General features: G+C 73.2%; 13 protein-coding genes. 5 read left to right on the top strand and 8 right to left on the bottom strand.

Annotated elements, in window-relative coordinates; all coding sequences use genetic code 11:
* Positions 1-83 precede the first annotated feature (83 nt).
* Complete coding sequence (locus IO40_RS0126180; protein WP_016468028.1) at positions 84-452, bottom strand: VOC family protein; 369 nt, start codon at positions 450-452, stop codon at positions 84-86.
* Between the two features lie 78 nt (positions 453-530).
* Between IO40_RS0126180 and IO40_RS0126175 the strand changes: the two genes are divergently transcribed.
* On the top strand, positions 531-884 hold the full coding sequence (locus IO40_RS0126175; protein ID WP_016468027.1) for an SRPBCC family protein: 354 nt from the start codon (positions 531-533) through the stop codon (positions 882-884).
* A 145-nt stretch (positions 885-1,029) separates the two neighbouring features.
* On the opposite strand, the gene IO40_RS0126170 is transcribed toward IO40_RS0126175, so the two are convergent.
* Together IO40_RS0126170 and IO40_RS0126165 are read right to left on the bottom strand one after the other, a co-directional pair.
* The gene (locus tag IO40_RS0126170; RefSeq protein WP_016468026.1) at positions 1,030-2,100 is read right to left on the bottom strand and encodes a hypothetical protein; all 1,071 of its coding nucleotides are present in this window, start codon (positions 2,098-2,100) and stop codon (positions 1,030-1,032) included.
* 370 nt (positions 2,101-2,470) lie between these two features.
* Positions 2,471-3,169: a TetR/AcrR family transcriptional regulator C-terminal domain-containing protein gene (locus tag IO40_RS0126165; protein ID WP_016468025.1), complete on the bottom strand. Its 699-nt coding sequence runs from the start codon at positions 3,167-3,169 to the stop codon at positions 2,471-2,473.
* A 53-nt stretch (positions 3,170-3,222) separates the two neighbouring features.
* On the opposite strand from IO40_RS0126165, the gene IO40_RS0126160 reads away from it, so the two are divergent.
* The 3 genes from IO40_RS0126160 (at position 3,223) to IO40_RS0126150 (ending at position 7,832) form a co-directional block, all read left to right on the top strand.
* Positions 3,223-4,740: an FAD-dependent monooxygenase gene (locus IO40_RS0126160; protein WP_016468024.1), complete on the top strand. Its 1,518-nt coding sequence runs from the start codon at positions 3,223-3,225 to the stop codon at positions 4,738-4,740.
* Positions 4,741-5,053: 313 nt separating this feature from the next.
* The gene (locus IO40_RS0126155) at positions 5,054-6,601 is read left to right on the top strand and encodes an MFS transporter (protein WP_016468023.1); all 1,548 of its coding nucleotides are present in this window, start codon (positions 5,054-5,056) and stop codon (positions 6,599-6,601) included.
* Positions 6,602-6,752: 151 nt separating this feature from the next.
* Positions 6,753-7,832: an ankyrin repeat domain-containing protein gene (locus IO40_RS0126150; RefSeq protein ID WP_041968999.1), complete on the top strand. Its 1,080-nt coding sequence runs from the start codon at positions 6,753-6,755 to the stop codon at positions 7,830-7,832.
* A gap of 82 nt (positions 7,833-7,914) precedes the next feature.
* On the opposite strand, the gene IO40_RS0126145 is transcribed toward IO40_RS0126150, so the two are convergent.
* Together IO40_RS0126145 and IO40_RS0126140 are read right to left on the bottom strand one after the other, a co-directional pair.
* A complete protein-coding gene (locus IO40_RS0126145) occupies positions 7,915-10,215 on the bottom strand; it encodes a heavy metal translocating P-type ATPase (protein WP_031176251.1) in 2,301 nt (766 codons plus the stop codon).
* Complete coding sequence (locus tag IO40_RS0126140) at positions 10,212-10,526, bottom strand: heavy-metal-associated domain-containing protein (RefSeq protein ID WP_016468020.1); 315 nt, start codon at positions 10,524-10,526, stop codon at positions 10,212-10,214. The genes IO40_RS0126145 and IO40_RS0126140 overlap by 4 nt, the downstream gene beginning before the upstream one ends.
* A 712-nt stretch (positions 10,527-11,238) precedes the next feature.
* Here IO40_RS0126140 and IO40_RS0126130 point away from each other — a divergent pair.
* Complete coding sequence (locus IO40_RS0126130; RefSeq protein ID WP_016468018.1) at positions 11,239-12,114, top strand: esterase/lipase family protein; 876 nt, start codon at positions 11,239-11,241, stop codon at positions 12,112-12,114.
* Between the two features lie 22 nt (positions 12,115-12,136).
* Here the strand turns inward: IO40_RS0126130 and IO40_RS0126125 are convergent, their stop codons facing one another.
* The 3 genes from IO40_RS0126125 to IO40_RS0126115 all read right to left on the bottom strand — a co-directional run bounded on the left by IO40_RS0126125 (position 12,137) and on the right by IO40_RS0126115 (position 14,654).
* A complete protein-coding gene (locus IO40_RS0126125) occupies positions 12,137-12,772 on the bottom strand; it encodes a pyridoxamine 5'-phosphate oxidase family protein (RefSeq protein ID WP_016468017.1) in 636 nt (211 codons plus the stop codon).
* Between the two features lie 108 nt (positions 12,773-12,880).
* Entirely contained in the window at positions 12,881-13,885 is a 1,005-nt protein-coding gene (locus IO40_RS0126120) for a lytic polysaccharide monooxygenase auxiliary activity family 9 protein (protein WP_016468016.1), read from the bottom strand.
* 190 nt (positions 13,886-14,075) lie between these two features.
* On the bottom strand, positions 14,076-14,654 hold the full coding sequence (locus IO40_RS0126115; RefSeq protein ID WP_016468015.1) for a DoxX family protein: 579 nt from the start codon (positions 14,652-14,654) through the stop codon (positions 14,076-14,078).
* Position 14,655 lies beyond the last annotated feature (1 nt).

Raw genomic sequence — 14,655 nt, 5'->3', positions numbered from 1 at the left:
CGGGGTCGGAGCCGGACAGTGAACCGCCGCGATGCTCCGGGCCCGGGGAACGGCCGACTCGGCGGCCGTTCCCCGGACCGCGCTCACGCTACGCAGAACTCGTTGCCTTCCGGGTCCCGCATGACCCACCAGTGTCCGGCCGGCCCTTGGTCCACCTCCTGGACGCGGGCCGCCCCCAGGTCTTCCAGCCTGGCCAGCAGCTTGTCGAGACCGCCGCGTTCGCTGTGGATGTCGAGGTGCAGGCGGTTCTTGCCCTGCTTGCCCTCGGGTACGTCCTGGAAGAGCAGGCGCCGGCCGCGGCCGACGCCGCTGGTCTCGTCGAACGGGTCCGCGGGGTGGCGGATCGCGGCGTAGCCGCGGAAGGTCTTGCGGCCACGATGCTCGACGACTGCTTCCTCGCCGAGGTGCCCGGCGGCCAGCAGTTGCTCGACGAGAGCGCTGGGGTCCTCCACCTCGTACTCGAGGGCCGCAGCCCAGAAGTCCGCGAGGGCCCCGCAGGACTCACCAAGGACGCCGGGTGGCAGATCGGCGTGTCCCGCACCCTGCCCCACCCCGCAGCCGCCGTGTGGGACTTCATCAGTGGCCCCGAAGGCATCGCCCTCTGGCTCGGCCCCGGCGCGGTCCTCATCCCGGAACGGGGCGCCCCCTACCGGACGGCCCAAGGAGTGACGGGCGAGGTGCGCGGCCACCGCCCAGCGGAGCGCATCCGCGTCACCCACGGCACCACCACGGTCCAAATCGCCCTCGCCCCCGCAGCCGCCGGAGCCCGCACGACGCTCCGCTTCCACCAGGAGCACCTGGCGAGCGCCCAAGAGCGCGAACGGCAACGGGCGCACTGGCAGCAGGTCATGGACCAGGTCGCCATCGCTCTCGACCGGCGGTGACAACGTGTGCGACACCTGACCGGAGGCCGGCACACACCAAGACGCCGGTCTCCGGCCCCGCCCGGGCGCCGCGCGCTCGGGCGGGGTCACGCTGTTGCGTCGAGCCGTGGGGTGAGGTGAGCCGGGCCGGGTCACCGAGAGCTGCTCAGCATTGCTTCAGCTCGTCCAGCAGACCTTTCAGGGTCCGCTCGCGCCCGGCGTCCGGTTCGTCGGCGAGAAGCCGGTGGCCCAGCACAAGGCAGAGTGCGCGGCCTCGCTCGTGGCGTTCGTCGCTCCACTCCCGCAGCCGTTGCAACCCGGCGCGGACAGCGCCCATGTCACCCGTGAACAAACCCAGTCCGATACCGGCCAGTGCCGGGCGGCTCACTCCGGTGAAGAAAGCACCCGACTCGAAGGGTTCCCGCACGCAGGACATTTCCGCTACACCGCTGCGCTCCATCTGCTCCACGACGCAGTCCAGTTCAAAGTGCCCCGCCAGCAGTTCGCCGAGGCGCACCCCGGCCCACGGCAGCAGGGACTCGTCCTGCCGGACGGTCGGGTGGGCGTCGCTCAGCGCCTGGGTGAGCATCTCTCCGGCCCGGTCCGGTTCGTCGTGCCCTGTGAGCAGGTGGCCGAGCAGATATCGGGCGTAGCCGGTGAATACCGCATCGTCCGAGGCCAGTACGTGTGTCAGTGGCTCCTCCACCTCATCCCGCGCCGCGCCGCTGTACAAGAGGTGGTGACCCAGCAATACGTGCGACAGGTCGTCTTCGAGCCGGCCGGGAGTGGCCTGGGACACGGCTTCGGCCAAAGCTGTCCGTGCGGTGCCCTGGTCCCCGGTCAGGTGGGCGGAGACTCCGCGCAGTACGGGACTGGCGGCGAGGGGATCGTCGGGGCCCAGCGAGTCGAGTGCCGCATACAGTTCCATTGACGGCAGACAGGCGGCCAGCGGTCCGAGCCACGGGTCCTCACCTCCGGCGACCTGCGCCAGTGCCTTCAGGAAGGTTTTTTCACCCGGACCGCTCTCGACCAACTCGATACCGGCGAGGGCCGCGGCGGCAGCTCCGGCCTTCGCTGTCCGGCCCGACGCAGCGAGTGCCCGCAGCCCCTCCCGGGCTCCGTCGACATCACCTGCCCGGTAGCGCTCCGTCTCACGTGCCACCTCGTCCGGCATCGGTGCCACCGGGTCCGGCGGCAGCGGAGTCGGTGAGGAGATCACGTCGCTGATGGCGGTCACGGCTACCTCCGTAGACGTCCGGGACAATGGCGGGCCAGTGTGACAGGCGGGAGCGACAGCCAGGGCGTTTCCTCCGGATCGCGGCACCACCGCGGAGGATTCCGCGCTGCCGCAGGCGGGGGCGGATCACCCGGGTGTCAATGCCTCGGCGGTCAGGACGACATCCGGCGTGCTCCTCGGAAGCGCCGGTCCTTCCGGAAACTGCTCGTGCAGGTCTTCCACGGCGTGCCGGTGCGGTACTCGAACACGGTCCCGCCGGTTGCCAGCCGGTGCTTCCGCCACCGCTCACCCCGTCCGGGAGTCCGGTGCGGCAACAACGGCTCGATGCCTGCGCACTGAACAACAGTCGGCGACACGTCCGGGCCGGCGATCAGCTGTCCCGGGAGCGGGTCTGCTCCTTACCGTCGGTCGCCTGGGACCCGTCAGCGGTGTCGGGGGCCGGCATGGTCGCGGCGGAGTGGAGGATCTGCCGGATGCCGAACCGGAAGCGTTCCGCGAAGTCGACGGACATGAAGTCCTCCACCACCGTGCTCAGTCCGGGGAAGCGCCGCTCGTCCACGTTCGCACGGAGGCGGTCGCGGTCGCCGGCGGGCGCGGCCTGTTCCTCCTGGACCAGGCCCAGGGTGAAGTAGAAGAGGTTCCAGGCGGTCCAGGCGGCCGTCCTGCGGGTGGGGCAGCCCCGCAGGAGGGCGGTCATCAGGCGGTCGGTGAAGGCGAGGGTCCGCACTTCGGCGGGGAAGGCGCCCGCGACGAGCAGGGCGCCGTCCCGGTGCCGGAGTATCGCCCGGCGCAGCCGCTCCAGGAGTTCGGCCGCCTGGTCGTCCCATTCCTCGGGGAGGTCCTCCAGTTCGACCTCTCCCATGACGGCCTCGGACATGGTGTCCAGGAGCCGGTCCTTGGTGCGGATGTGCCACATGACGGTGTTCATGCTGACGCCGAGTTCGGCAGCGATGGCCCTGGTGGAGAGCTTGGCGACGCCGCCCCTGTCGAGTACGTCGAACGCCGCGCCGACCACCTGGTCGAGCGTGATCCCGACCTTGACGCGGCCGGCGGTTTGCTTCTTGGTCACTGAACAAGTATACCTGCGGTAGTTCTCTTGGTCAGTGATAGAGAGGTGGGCGTATGGGCAAGAACGTCGTCATCGTCGGCGGCGGGCCGACGGGCATGTGGCTGGCCTGCGAGCTGCGCCTGGCCGGCATCCCCACGGTCGTCCTGGAACGCGAACCGGAGATCGACCCGCACTCCAGGGCGCTGACGGTCCACCCCCGGACGATCGAGACCTTCGCCCTCCGCGGCGCGCACCGGGACCTGCTCGCGGAAGGCGGCCGGATACCCAGCGGGCACTTCGCCGTCCTCGACGACCGGCTCGACTTCCGGGCACTGGACACCGATTTCCCGTTCACCCTCGCCCTCCCGCAGGCACGGACCACGAAACTGCTCCAGGACCGCGCCGTGGCCGCGGGCGCGGACGTACGGCGCGGACACCGGGTGACCGACTGCACGGAACACGACGACGGCGTCACCGTGTCGGTCGAGGGCCCGGACGGTGCCTACACGCTCGACGCCGCGTACGTGGCCGGGTGCGACGGCACCCACAGCCTGGTGCGCCGGTGCGCCGGGATCGACTTCGAGGGAATTTGGTTCACCGCACTCGGGGCGCTCGGCGACGTGGTGCTCGACGACCCGCCGCCCGGCCCCGTCACCAGCGCGTGGACACTGCGGGGCACGCTCATGATCGTCCCGCTGCCGGGCGGTCTGCACCGGATCGCCGTGCACTCACCCGAGGATGTCCGCAGCGACTGGCCCGGCGAACTCACCCTCGACGAGTTCCGCGAACGGGTCCGGCGCGTCACGGGGACCGACCACGGGATGCACAGCCCCGCGTGGCTGTCCCGCTTCGGCAACACCAGCCGCCTGGCCCGGCACTACCGCAAGGGCCGTTTCCTGCTGGCGGGGGACGCGGCACACCAGCACATGCCCGCGGGCGGCGTCGGCCTGAACGTGGGCGTGCAGGACGCGATGAACCTGGGCTGCAAGCTGGCCGCGACCCTCCGGGGCCGGGCACCGGAAGGGCTGCTCGACACCTACCACGCGGAACGGCACCCGGTCGGCGCCGACACCATCGAACACACCCAGGCCCAGACCGCGATCATGATGAGCTTCTCCCCGCAGGGCAGCGCGCTGCGGTCCCTGCTGGGGAAACTGATCGCGGAACGGCCGCAGTTCCGCGACGCCCTCGCCGAACGTCTCTCCGGGCTGTCCGTGCGCTACTCACCGCCCGGCCGGGCACATCCGCTCGCCGGCTGCCGGGCCCCGAACCTGCCGCTGTCGGACAGCACGCGCCTGTTCGACCTGCTCCAGGACGGCCGTCCCGCACTCGTCGACTTCGCCCGCGCCGACGGCTTCCGCGCAGACGAAGCCGTCCCTGCCGGCGCCGCCCGCCATCTCACCCTCCACCGAAGCCCTGGACCGCTCCCGCGGTCCCGCGCGGCGTGGGCCGGTGTCAGCGCCGTCCTCGTCCGGCCCGACGGATACGTCGGCTGGGCCTCGGACGAGACCGATGCCGCCGCCCTCGCACACGAGACCCGGGACGCGCTCGCGGAACTCCACGGCTCCCACCCCGAAAGGCACCACGCATGAAGCACCGCACCACCCCCGAGGGCCACCCAGGCGCCCCGGGCCCCACCACCCCCGAGAGCCACCCCGGCTCCCTGGGCCCGGCCGGCCGGGCCACCCCGCCGGCCGGTCACCACCGCACGGCGCGGGCGGCGTCCACAGCGCTGCGCGCCGACTCTCCGCCCGGCCGCTGTGCCGACTCTCCGCCCGGCCGCTGTGCCGGTTCCCCGCCTGGCTACGGTGCCGGTTCTCCGTCCGGCCGCTGTGCCGGCTTCCCGTCCGGCCGCCGCCCCGGCTCTCCGTGCGGCTCCGGCGAGCGGGGACGGGGGCTCTCGCGATGAGAGACACGGCAGGCAGCACCGTCCGTCCCGCCGCGGCCCTGTTCGCCCTCACCCTGACGGTCTCGTCCGTCCTGCTGGGCAGCACCATCCTCAACGTGGCGCTCCCCACGATGCAGACCGAGCTGGGCGCGAGCACCACCGAACAGCAGTGGTTCCTCAACGCCTATACCCTCACCTTCGCCGGTTTCCTGCTCGTGGCCGGGAACGCGGGCGACAGATGGGGTCTCAAGCGGCTGCTCGTATGGGGGTCGGCGGCCTTCGCCGTGACCACGGCGGTGGCCGGGTTCCTCGACTCGCCCCTCGCGATCATCGTCCTGCGCGCGCTCATGGGCGTGGCCGCCGCCACGATCATGCCCACCACCCTCGCGGTGATCCTGCGCATCTTCCCGGCCGGGGACCGGGCACGGGCCATCGCCACCTGGGCCGCAGCCTCCGGCCTGTCCATCTCGCTCGGCCCGCTGCTCGGCGGAGCGCTGCTGAGCGCGGACATGTGGTGGGGCTCCGTGCTGGAACTCGTCGCCCTCTTCGCCCTCCTGGGCCTCGCGGCGACCCTGGCGTGGATCCCCGCCATTCCGGCGAGCGGCCGTGGAGAGCTGCGCATGACGCCCGTCGCCGGCTCCCTGGCGGGCATCGGGCTGCTCGTGTTCGGAGTGGTCCACGCCACCGACGACGGCTGGGCCTACCCCGGCACCTGGCTGCCCGCCGCGGCCGGTGTCGTCGTGCTGGCCGGTCTCGTCCTGGCCGAGGTACGTCATCGCGAACCGCTCCTGGACGTGGGACTGTTCCGGCACCCCTCGTTCACCGTCGCCGCGGTGGCGCTGACCCTCGGCTCGTTCGTCGTCTTCGGCTACCTGTACTTCACCACGTTCTACCTCCAGATCCTGCGCGGCTACTCGCCGTTGCGGACCGGGCTGCTCCTCATCCCCCTGTCCGCCGGGCTCGTGGCCGGCGCCCCGCTCTCCCGGGTGGCGACCGAACGGTTCGGGGCGCGGACGACGATCGCCACCGGGATCGCCCTCATGACGGCCGGATGCGCCTGCATCACCCGGCTGGGCGGCCACACCGCCGCCGGCTGGTTCGTCGCGGACGCTTTCGTGCTGCAACTCGGCTTCGCGCTCGTCCTGGCGCCCGGCACCACCCTGGCCTCCTCCTCGGTGCCCGCCGAACGCGCGGGGGCGGGGTCGGCGCTGCTGAACACGCTCCGCCAGCTCGGCAGTGCGCTGGGCGTCGCGGTCCTCGGATCCGCCCTGTGGTCCCGGTACTCGGGGGCGGTCCTCGACCGGCTGACCGGCTCCCCGGCGGGTGTGCGCCGGGCGGCGGCCGAATCGCTCGCCTCGGCGCTGGCCACGGGTGACCGCACGGCGACGGAGGCCGCCGAAGCGGCGTTCCTCGGCGCGATGCACGTGACCGCGCTCGTGGCCGCCGGGGTGTGCGGGGTCGCCCTGCTCGTGACGTTGTGCGTGCGCACCTCGTCCCGCCGCGGCAGGACCGTCGCCGCGCGGACACCGGAGCCGCAGCGGGCCGGCGCCGACCGGGGCGCATGACGCCACCGGCCCGGGCCCGGTGAACTCCGGCCCGGGCACGGCCGTCCGCGTGCCCCGGCCCACACCGGTCAGGGCCGGACGCCTCGTTCGCGTCCGGCGGCGCACCGCCCGGCCCGGGCCCGTTGTCAGTGGGGGATGCCACCATCCGGACATGGCTCGCTCCGACGATTCCACCCGTCCCGGCCGGGACACCGACCCCGGCTGGGCCGGTATGACACATGACGACTGGCGTGCGGCGGAACCGGTTCTGGCCCGGCTGGCGGCAGGCGCCGACCCCCGCCGGCCGGGCGCCGTTCCCGGGGAGCCGGACTGGACCCCGCTGCACGCAGCCACCCGGGCCGGCGCCCCGGCCGGGGTGCTGGTGGCCCTGCTGCGGTACGGCGCGGAGCCGGATCCGGCGGACGCGGAGGGCTGCACCCCGCTGTGGTACGCCGTGTGCCGGAACGACGAGGAGGGCGCCGCCGCTTTGCTGGACGGCGGCGCCGACGGCTGGCGCCCCTGTCTCGACGGCTGGTCGCCGGGCCACCTGGCGATGACCCTCCCCGCCCTGGCCCCGCTGTTCGCCCGGCTGCCCGGCGCGGTGCTGCCCGGCGCCGCGGAGCGTGCGGCCCAGGCGGAGGCGGACCGGCTCATCGACGTGATGCGGGCGGTCGAGTACACGGAGGGGTGCGGGGTCGCGTTCGTGGCGGGCGTGACCGAGGACGAGCTGATACGCCGGCTGGGCGCCGACCCGGCCGGCTTCCCGGTGCTGGGGCCGGGCTCGTACCCGTGGGACGAACCCGGGGACGACGACCTGGACGAAGACGACGAGGACGACGCGGACGACGAGGAAGAAGAGGGCGGGGACGGCGGTGTCGGGAACTGGGTGGGGGTGAGCGGGGTGGAGGGCGGCTGTGTCGTCGTCCAGCCGGCCGGGTTCACCCCCGGCAGCGAGGACTTCCTGGTGCGGGTCTCCTCCGGTACGACGGCCTACGGGGTCTACTTCAACCCCAAGGGCGGCACATTCGGTTCGCTCGCCCGGGACGGGGAGGTGGTGCGGCGCGAGGAGATCGGGCTGTCACCCTTCGCGGGGGACCCGCCGGAGTTCTACCGGTTCCGGTTCTGGCGCACCGGCGCCGGCGCCCCCTACGACGCGGCGTCCCTCGCCTACGCCTGCGCCGCGGCGGGCGTGCGCCCGACGGACGCGGAGCCGCTGAACCGGCGGCCGAGGCGCTGGGTGCGGATGCGCTGAACGTGCGCGCCGCCGTGGCGTCGGGCCACGGCGGCGCGCTTCCGGCCGGGGGCGCAGGGAAGCCTCCCGGCGGCCGGCGCTCTCACGCGGCGGGCTTGAAGCCCCGCAGGCGGAGGCTGTTGCCGACCACGAAGACCGACGAGAAGGCCATCGCGGCGCCCGCGATCATCGGGTTGAGCAGGCCCGCCGCGGCCAGCGGCAGAGCCGCCACGTTGTAGGCGAAGGCCCAGAAGAGGTTGCCCTTGATGGTGCCCAGCGTCCGGCGGGACAGCCGGATCGCGTCGGCCGCCGCCCGCAGGTCGCCGCGGACCAGCGTCAGGTCGCCGGCCTCGATGGCCGCGTCGGTGCCGGTGCCCATCGCCAGGCCGAGATCGGCCTGAGCGAGTGCTGCCGCGTCGTTGACGCCGTCCCCGACCATGGCGACCGAACGTCCCTCGGCCTGGAGCCGCTTGACGACGTCGACCTTGTCCTCGGGCATGACCTCGGCGATCACGTCGTCCGCGGCGATGCCGACCTCCGCGGCCACCGAGGCGGCGACGGCCCGGTTGTCGCCGGTGAGCAGCACCGGGGTGAGGCCCAGCTCCCGCAGCCGCCGGATGGCCTCGGCGCTGGTGGGCTTGACCGCGTCGGCCACCTCCAGCACGGCGCGGGCCCGACCGTCCCAGGCCACCGCGATGGCGGTGCGGCCGGCCTGCTCCGCCGCTTCCTTGGCGGCGGCCAGCGGGGCGGGGAGTTCCAGCGACCAGTCGGCGAGCAGCTTCTCCCTGCCGACCAGTACCGCGTGGCCCTCGACGACGCCCTGCACACCGAGTCCGGGCACATTGGCGAAGTCCTCCGGCGCCGGAAGCGCACCGACCTCGCGTTCGGCCCCCTTGGCGACGGCCTGGGCGATGGGGTGCTCGGAGGCGTTCTCCAGCGCGCCGGCCAGCCGCAGGACCTCTTCCCGGCCGGTGCCGTCGGCCACGTGCGCGGCCAGCAGGGTCATCTCGCCGGTGGTCACCGTGCCGGTCTTGTCGAGGACGACGGTGTCCACCTTGCGGGTGGTCTCCAGCACCTCCGGGCCCTTGATCAGGATGCCCAGCTGTGCGCCGCGTCCGGTGCCGACCATCAGCGCGGTCGGGGTCGCCAGGCCCAGGGCGCAGGGGCAGGCGATGATCAGTACGGCGACCGCCGCGGTGAAGGCCGCCGTCAGCGAGGCGCCGCTGCCCAGCCAGAAGCCGAGGGTGGCCACGGCGAAGGCGATGACGACGGGCACGAAGACGGCGGAGATGCGGTCGGCGAGCCGCTGGGCGGCGGCCTTGCCGTTCTGCGCGTCCTCGACGAGCCTGGCCATCCGGGCCAGTTGGGTGTCCGAGCCGATCCGGGTGGCCTCCACGACCAGCCGCCCGCCCGCGTTGAGGGTGGCGCCGGTGACGTTGTCGCCGACCGACACCTCGACGGGTACCGACTCGCCGGTCAGCATGGAGGCGTCCACGGCGGAGCTGCCCTCGACCACGGTGCCGTCCGTGGCGATCTTCTCGCCGGGGCGGACGACGAAGCGGTCGCCGACGGCCAGCTCCTCGGTGCGGACGCGCACCTCGCGGCCGTCCCGCAGGACGGTGACCTCCTTGGCGCCCAGTTCCAGCAGCGCCCGCAGGGCGGCGCCGGCCTTCCGCTTGGAGCGGGCCTCGAAGTACCGCCCGGCGAGGATGAAGGCGGTGACGCCGGCGGCGGCCTCCAGATAGATGTTCCCGGCGCCGTCGCTGCGGCTGATCGACAGCTCGAACGGGTGGGTCATCCCGGGTTCGCCGGCGGTGCCGAAGAACAGCGCCCACAGGGACCAGAGCATCGCGGCCGAGGTGCCGACCGAGATCAGGGTGTCCATGGTGGCGGCGCCGTGCCGCAGGTTGACCCATGCGGCGCGGTGGAAGGGCCAGGCGCCCCAGACGACGGCGGGGGCGGCGAGGGTGAGGGAGAGCCACTGCCAGTAGGTGAACTGGAGGGCGGGCACCATCGCCAGGGCGATCACCGGGACGGCCAGGACGACGGAGCCGATCAGCCGCTGCCGCAGGGTGCGCAGTTCGTCGGCGCCGTCCCCCTGCGCGTTCTCCGCGGTGCCGCTCTCCTGCTCGGGGCCCGGTTCCGCGCGGGCGGGGGCCGGCGGGGTGGCGGTGTAGCCGGTGGCCTCGACGGTGGCGATCAGGTCGGCGACCTCGATGCCCTCGTCCATGCTGACCTTGGCCTTCTCCGTGGCGTAGTTGACGCTCGCGGTGACGCCGTCCATCCGGTTGAGCTTCTTCTCGACGCGGGCGGCGCAGGAGGCGCAGGTCATCCCGCCGATCGCCAGCTCGACCTCGGTGGTGCCCGCCGTGGTGCCGCGGGCGGTGTCGCTCGTGGTGGTCATCGCTCCTCCTGTGCGGCCCGGCCTGTCAGGGTGTACCCGGCGGCGTCGACGGCGGCGGCGATCCGCGCGTCGTCCGGTTCCTCGTCGCTGGTGACGGTGACGCGGCCGGTGGACAGCTCGACCTGGACGGTGCCGACGCCGTCCAGTGCGCCGATCTCCCGGCTGACGGACGCCTCGCAGTGGCCGCAGGTCATGCCGGACACCTCGTAGACGGTGGTCACCGGCTGCGCCGCGGCCGTCTCGGTGGCCGCCTGGGAGTGGCAGCTTCCGGTGGGGGAGCAGCAGGAGCTGGTGGCGGTGGTGTCCGACATGGTTCCTCCAGTCAAGAGTGGCGCGTGCCCTACTGTGTCATACCCGCTGGGGGTATCGGTAGCGCTGGCTCCATGTATACCCCCACCCCGTATTCGACGCAAGCGGCGGGCGAGGTTGAATCTGTACCCCCTAGGGGTATCGTGTGCTGCGTGTTCGCCCGATGGAGGCGGCACCCCGCAGGGATGCAGGAGGGGAAACATGAACACCGCGCTCAAGATCGCCGGCTTCGCTGCCGCGCTCGCCGCCGTCTTCGGGGCCGCCTACGGGGCCGGCAAAGCGGCCGGACCGCTGGACGACGGCTCCGGTGGCGACGGCGGGCACGGCACGCACGCCGGGCGCCAGCCGGGCACGCCGGGCACGCCGGGCACGCCGGGCACGCCGGATATGGGGTGGCCCGCGAACACGGGGCGGAAGCGGGCGGGCCGGGGTGGCCCGGCCTTACGGGGCCCGTCCCGGGGTACGTCCCGCACCTCCCGGCGCCGGGGGTGCACCCCGGGGGTACCGGCGCCACGGCTGCCGGCCGGTGAGCGGAGGGGGTGGGGCGGGGCGGGTGCGCGGCGCGTGAGGGGGCGCCGGGCCCGGGGGGGCGGGTCCGGAGGTGGCGGAATTTCGTCCCGTCCCGGCACTGGCCAACGTTCTTACTCGTGCGTAAGTTGACGGCGAGTCACCAGCTCCGCTCCCACCCCCATCCCTCACCGCTGAGGAGCCGGAATGAAGCTGAAGCTGTCGGCGCCGTCACTCGCCCGCCTCCGTACGACGGTGGCCACCGTCGCCCTGGCCCTGGCGGCGGCGCTCGCCCTCCCCACGGCCACCGCGACCGCCGCACCCGCCGCCGCGGCGGCCGGCTGGAACGACTACACCTGCAAGCCGTCCGCCGCCCACCCACGACCCGTCGTCCTGGTCCACGGCACCTTCGGCAACTCCGTGGACAACTGGCTCGGCCTGGCCCCCTACCTGGTCAAGCGCGGCTACTGCGTCTTCTCCCTCGACTACGGGCAGCTACCGGGCAGACCCTTCTTCCACGGGCTCGGCCCCATCGAGAAATCCGCCGAGCAGCTGTCCGCCTACGTCGACAAGGTGCTGGCGGCCACCGGAGCCGGCGAGGTGGACATCGTCGGCCACTCCCAGGGCGGGATGATGCCCCGCCAGTACCTGAAGTTCCACGGCGGCGCCGCCAAGGTGCGCGCCCTCATCGGTATCGCCCCGAGCAACCACGGCACCACGCTGAGCGGACTGGCGAAGCTGGCCGACCAGTTCCCGCCGGTCGGGGACGTGGTGGAGGAGATCGGCCCCGCCCTGCTCCAGCAGAAGGAGGGCTCCGACTTCCTCGAGAAGCTGAACGCGGGCGGCGACACGGTGCCCGGCGTCGAGTACACCGTGATCGCCACCAGGTTCGACGAGGTCGTCACGCCCTACCGGACGCAGTTCCTCGACGGCCCCAATGTGCGGAACGTCAGGGTCCAGGACCTGTGCCCGCTCGACGTCTCCGAGCATCTGGCCGTCGCGCTGACCGACCGGGTGGCCTGGCACGAGACGGCGAACGCACTCGACCCGGCCCACGCCACCCCCACGACCTGTCTGTCGTGACCAGGCCGCCCGGACTGCCGGCTCACCCTTCCGTGTAGATCTTCCGGGCGTACGACGGTCCGTAGTACTCCTCCAGGAATTCCAGGGACTCACCGGACCGGTCCAGGGCCTTGGCCAGCCGGGCGCGGTTCGGCAGCGCGTCCGGCTGCCAGGTCTGCGGGTCCCAGGTGCCCGAGCGCAGGAACGCCTTGGAGCAGTGGTGGAAGATCTCCTCGATCTCGACCACCAGTGCCAGCCTGGGGCGGTTGCCGCGGGCCACCATCCGGTCGAAGAACGGCGCCTCGCGCACGATGCGGGCCCTTCCGTTGATGCGGAGGGTGTCGCCGCGGCCCGGCAGGAAGTAGATGAGCCCGAGGTGCGGGTTGGTCAGCAGGTTGAGCATCCCGTCGATGCGCTTGTTGCCGGGCCGGTCGGGGAGGGCGATCGTCCGCTCGTCCAGGACGAGCGTGAAACCGGGCGGGTCACCCTTGGGGGAGACGTCGCAGCTCCCGTCGGCCGCCGAGGTGGCGATGAGGCAGAACGGCGAGTGTGCCAGCCACTCGCGGTCGAGCCGGTGCAGTGCGGTCCGCGTCTTGTTGAGCGCGTGCGGTGCGGGTTCCCCCACCAGGGCGCGCAGTTCCTCCTCGCTGGTGACCTCCACCATGGGTTCGTCTCTCATCGGCGCTCCGCTCCTCTCGTCGCAGGGCAAGGAGCGTACGCCGGTTGGGGAGCGCGCCGCTTCCCCCGCCGTCGTCAGGGGGAAGCGGCGCGCCCGTCGGGGGCCGGGTCAGCCGCGGGACCGGCCGGCGCGGCGGCGGGCGGTCACGAACAGCAACCCGGCGCCGGCCGCGAGGACGGCGGCACCACCGATGGCGAACGGCGCGGTGTTCCCGTCACCGCCGGTTTCGGCCAGATCGGCGCTCCGGGCGCCGCCCTGCGGTGCCGGGCCGTCGGTGTCGGCCGCGGCCTCGCCCGGTGCGGTGCCGTCGTGGTCCTGGTGAGGTGCTGCCTCACCGTGGGTGGCGTGGCCCGGCGTCTCGCCGTTGTCACTGCCGTCACCGCCGTGGCCGCTGTGGTCCACGGTGGACTTCGCCCTGCCCGCCGCGATCTGCTGCTCGTCGGGGGCCGCGGGGGTCTGCTGTCCGGCCGCCGTGCCCTTGCCGCCGAACGTCACGTCGGAGCAGGTGTAGAACGCCTCGGGGCTGTCCGAGCGCTGCCAGATGCTGTAGACGAGGTGCCGGCCGGACCGCTGGGGCACCGTCGCGTCGATCACGTAACTGCCGTCGCGCAGCTGGGGGTCGGTCGCCTTCGCGAACGGCTTCGCCTCCAGGTCGGACCACTTGAGCGGCTTGGACGGGTCGTAGCCGTCCTTGGTCAGGTACAGCTCGAAGGTGCCCTTGTGCGGGGCGGTGGCCTTGTAGCGGAAGGTGTGCTTGCCGGCCTTCATCGCCGTGGCCGGCCAGTCGGTGCGGGCCAGGTCCAGGCCCTTGTACTTGTCGCGGCCGGCGCTGCACAGCTTGCCGTCCGGGATGATCTGCCGGTGCTTGCCGGCCGCGTCGGGGATGTTGACCTCGTTCCAGTCGTAGAACGCCTGCTTCCCGCTCGCCGCGACGGCCGCCTTGCACGCCGCGGACCTCGGGCTCTCCGGACCCTCGGCGAAGCAGGTGGAGACCCGGCTGACGGGGTCGGCCATGGACCCGTGCGCGGCGGCGGGACCCGCCGGCGCCACCGCGAGCGCCAGCGGGACGATACCCAGCGCGACGATTCCTGCGGCCGTGCGGCGAACGGTCATGGTGAGTGGCTCCTCGATGGGGGACGTGGGAGCCGGGGCGGGCCCGCGGCCGGCCGCCTCCCCAGCGGCCGGGCCCGAACCCGCCCCGGCGACCAGCACGCTAGCCACGCCGGGGCCCCGGATCGCCGGTTTCGGGGCTCTCCCCGGCATCCTTAGGGCTCGCTTAAGGAGCGCCTAAGCGCCCCCACAGCTAGGAGCGGGCCAGCAGTACCGCCGCCGCCGTCAGCAGTCCCAGCGCCACGGCGGCGACGCCGTGTCCGAGGCGGTGGTCCCGCAGTACGGGCAGCAGCCGGTCGGCGGCGTACCGGCCCGGTCCGGCGAGGGCGAGGCAGGCGGCACCGGCTCCCAGGACCACCGCGTACTCCACGCCCTCCGGCGCGAAGAAGCCGCCGTCCCAGGTCACCCCGACGGCGTTGATCATGGTGCCGAGGACGGCGGCCCCGGCGAGGGGGGTGAACAGCCCGACGGCGAGACCCAGCCCGCCGAGGGTTTCGGTGAGCCCGGCGACCAGTGCCATCGCGCGTGGCGCCGGATAGCCGACCGAGGTGAAGAACTGCGCCGTTCCGTCGAGGCCCTTGCCGTCGAACCAGCCGAAGAGCTTCTGCGTGCCGTGCGCGGCCAGCGTCAGACCGAGCACCAGACGCAGGACCAGCAGTCCGGCGTCGTGACCGGGCCGGGTGAGGGCCGCACCCGGGGCGGGCAGCGGCGGAGAGGGGGAAGGGGTGGGAGAGGCGGGAGGGGGTTCGAGCGTGCCGTGGGGGGTGGGCATG

Origin of the sequence: Streptomyces albus subsp. albus, assembly GCF_000725885.1 — a bacterium.
Lineage (GTDB): Bacteria > Actinomycetota > Actinomycetes > Streptomycetales > Streptomycetaceae > Streptomyces > Streptomyces albus.
This window is presented reverse-complemented; position numbering and strand designations above follow the sequence as displayed.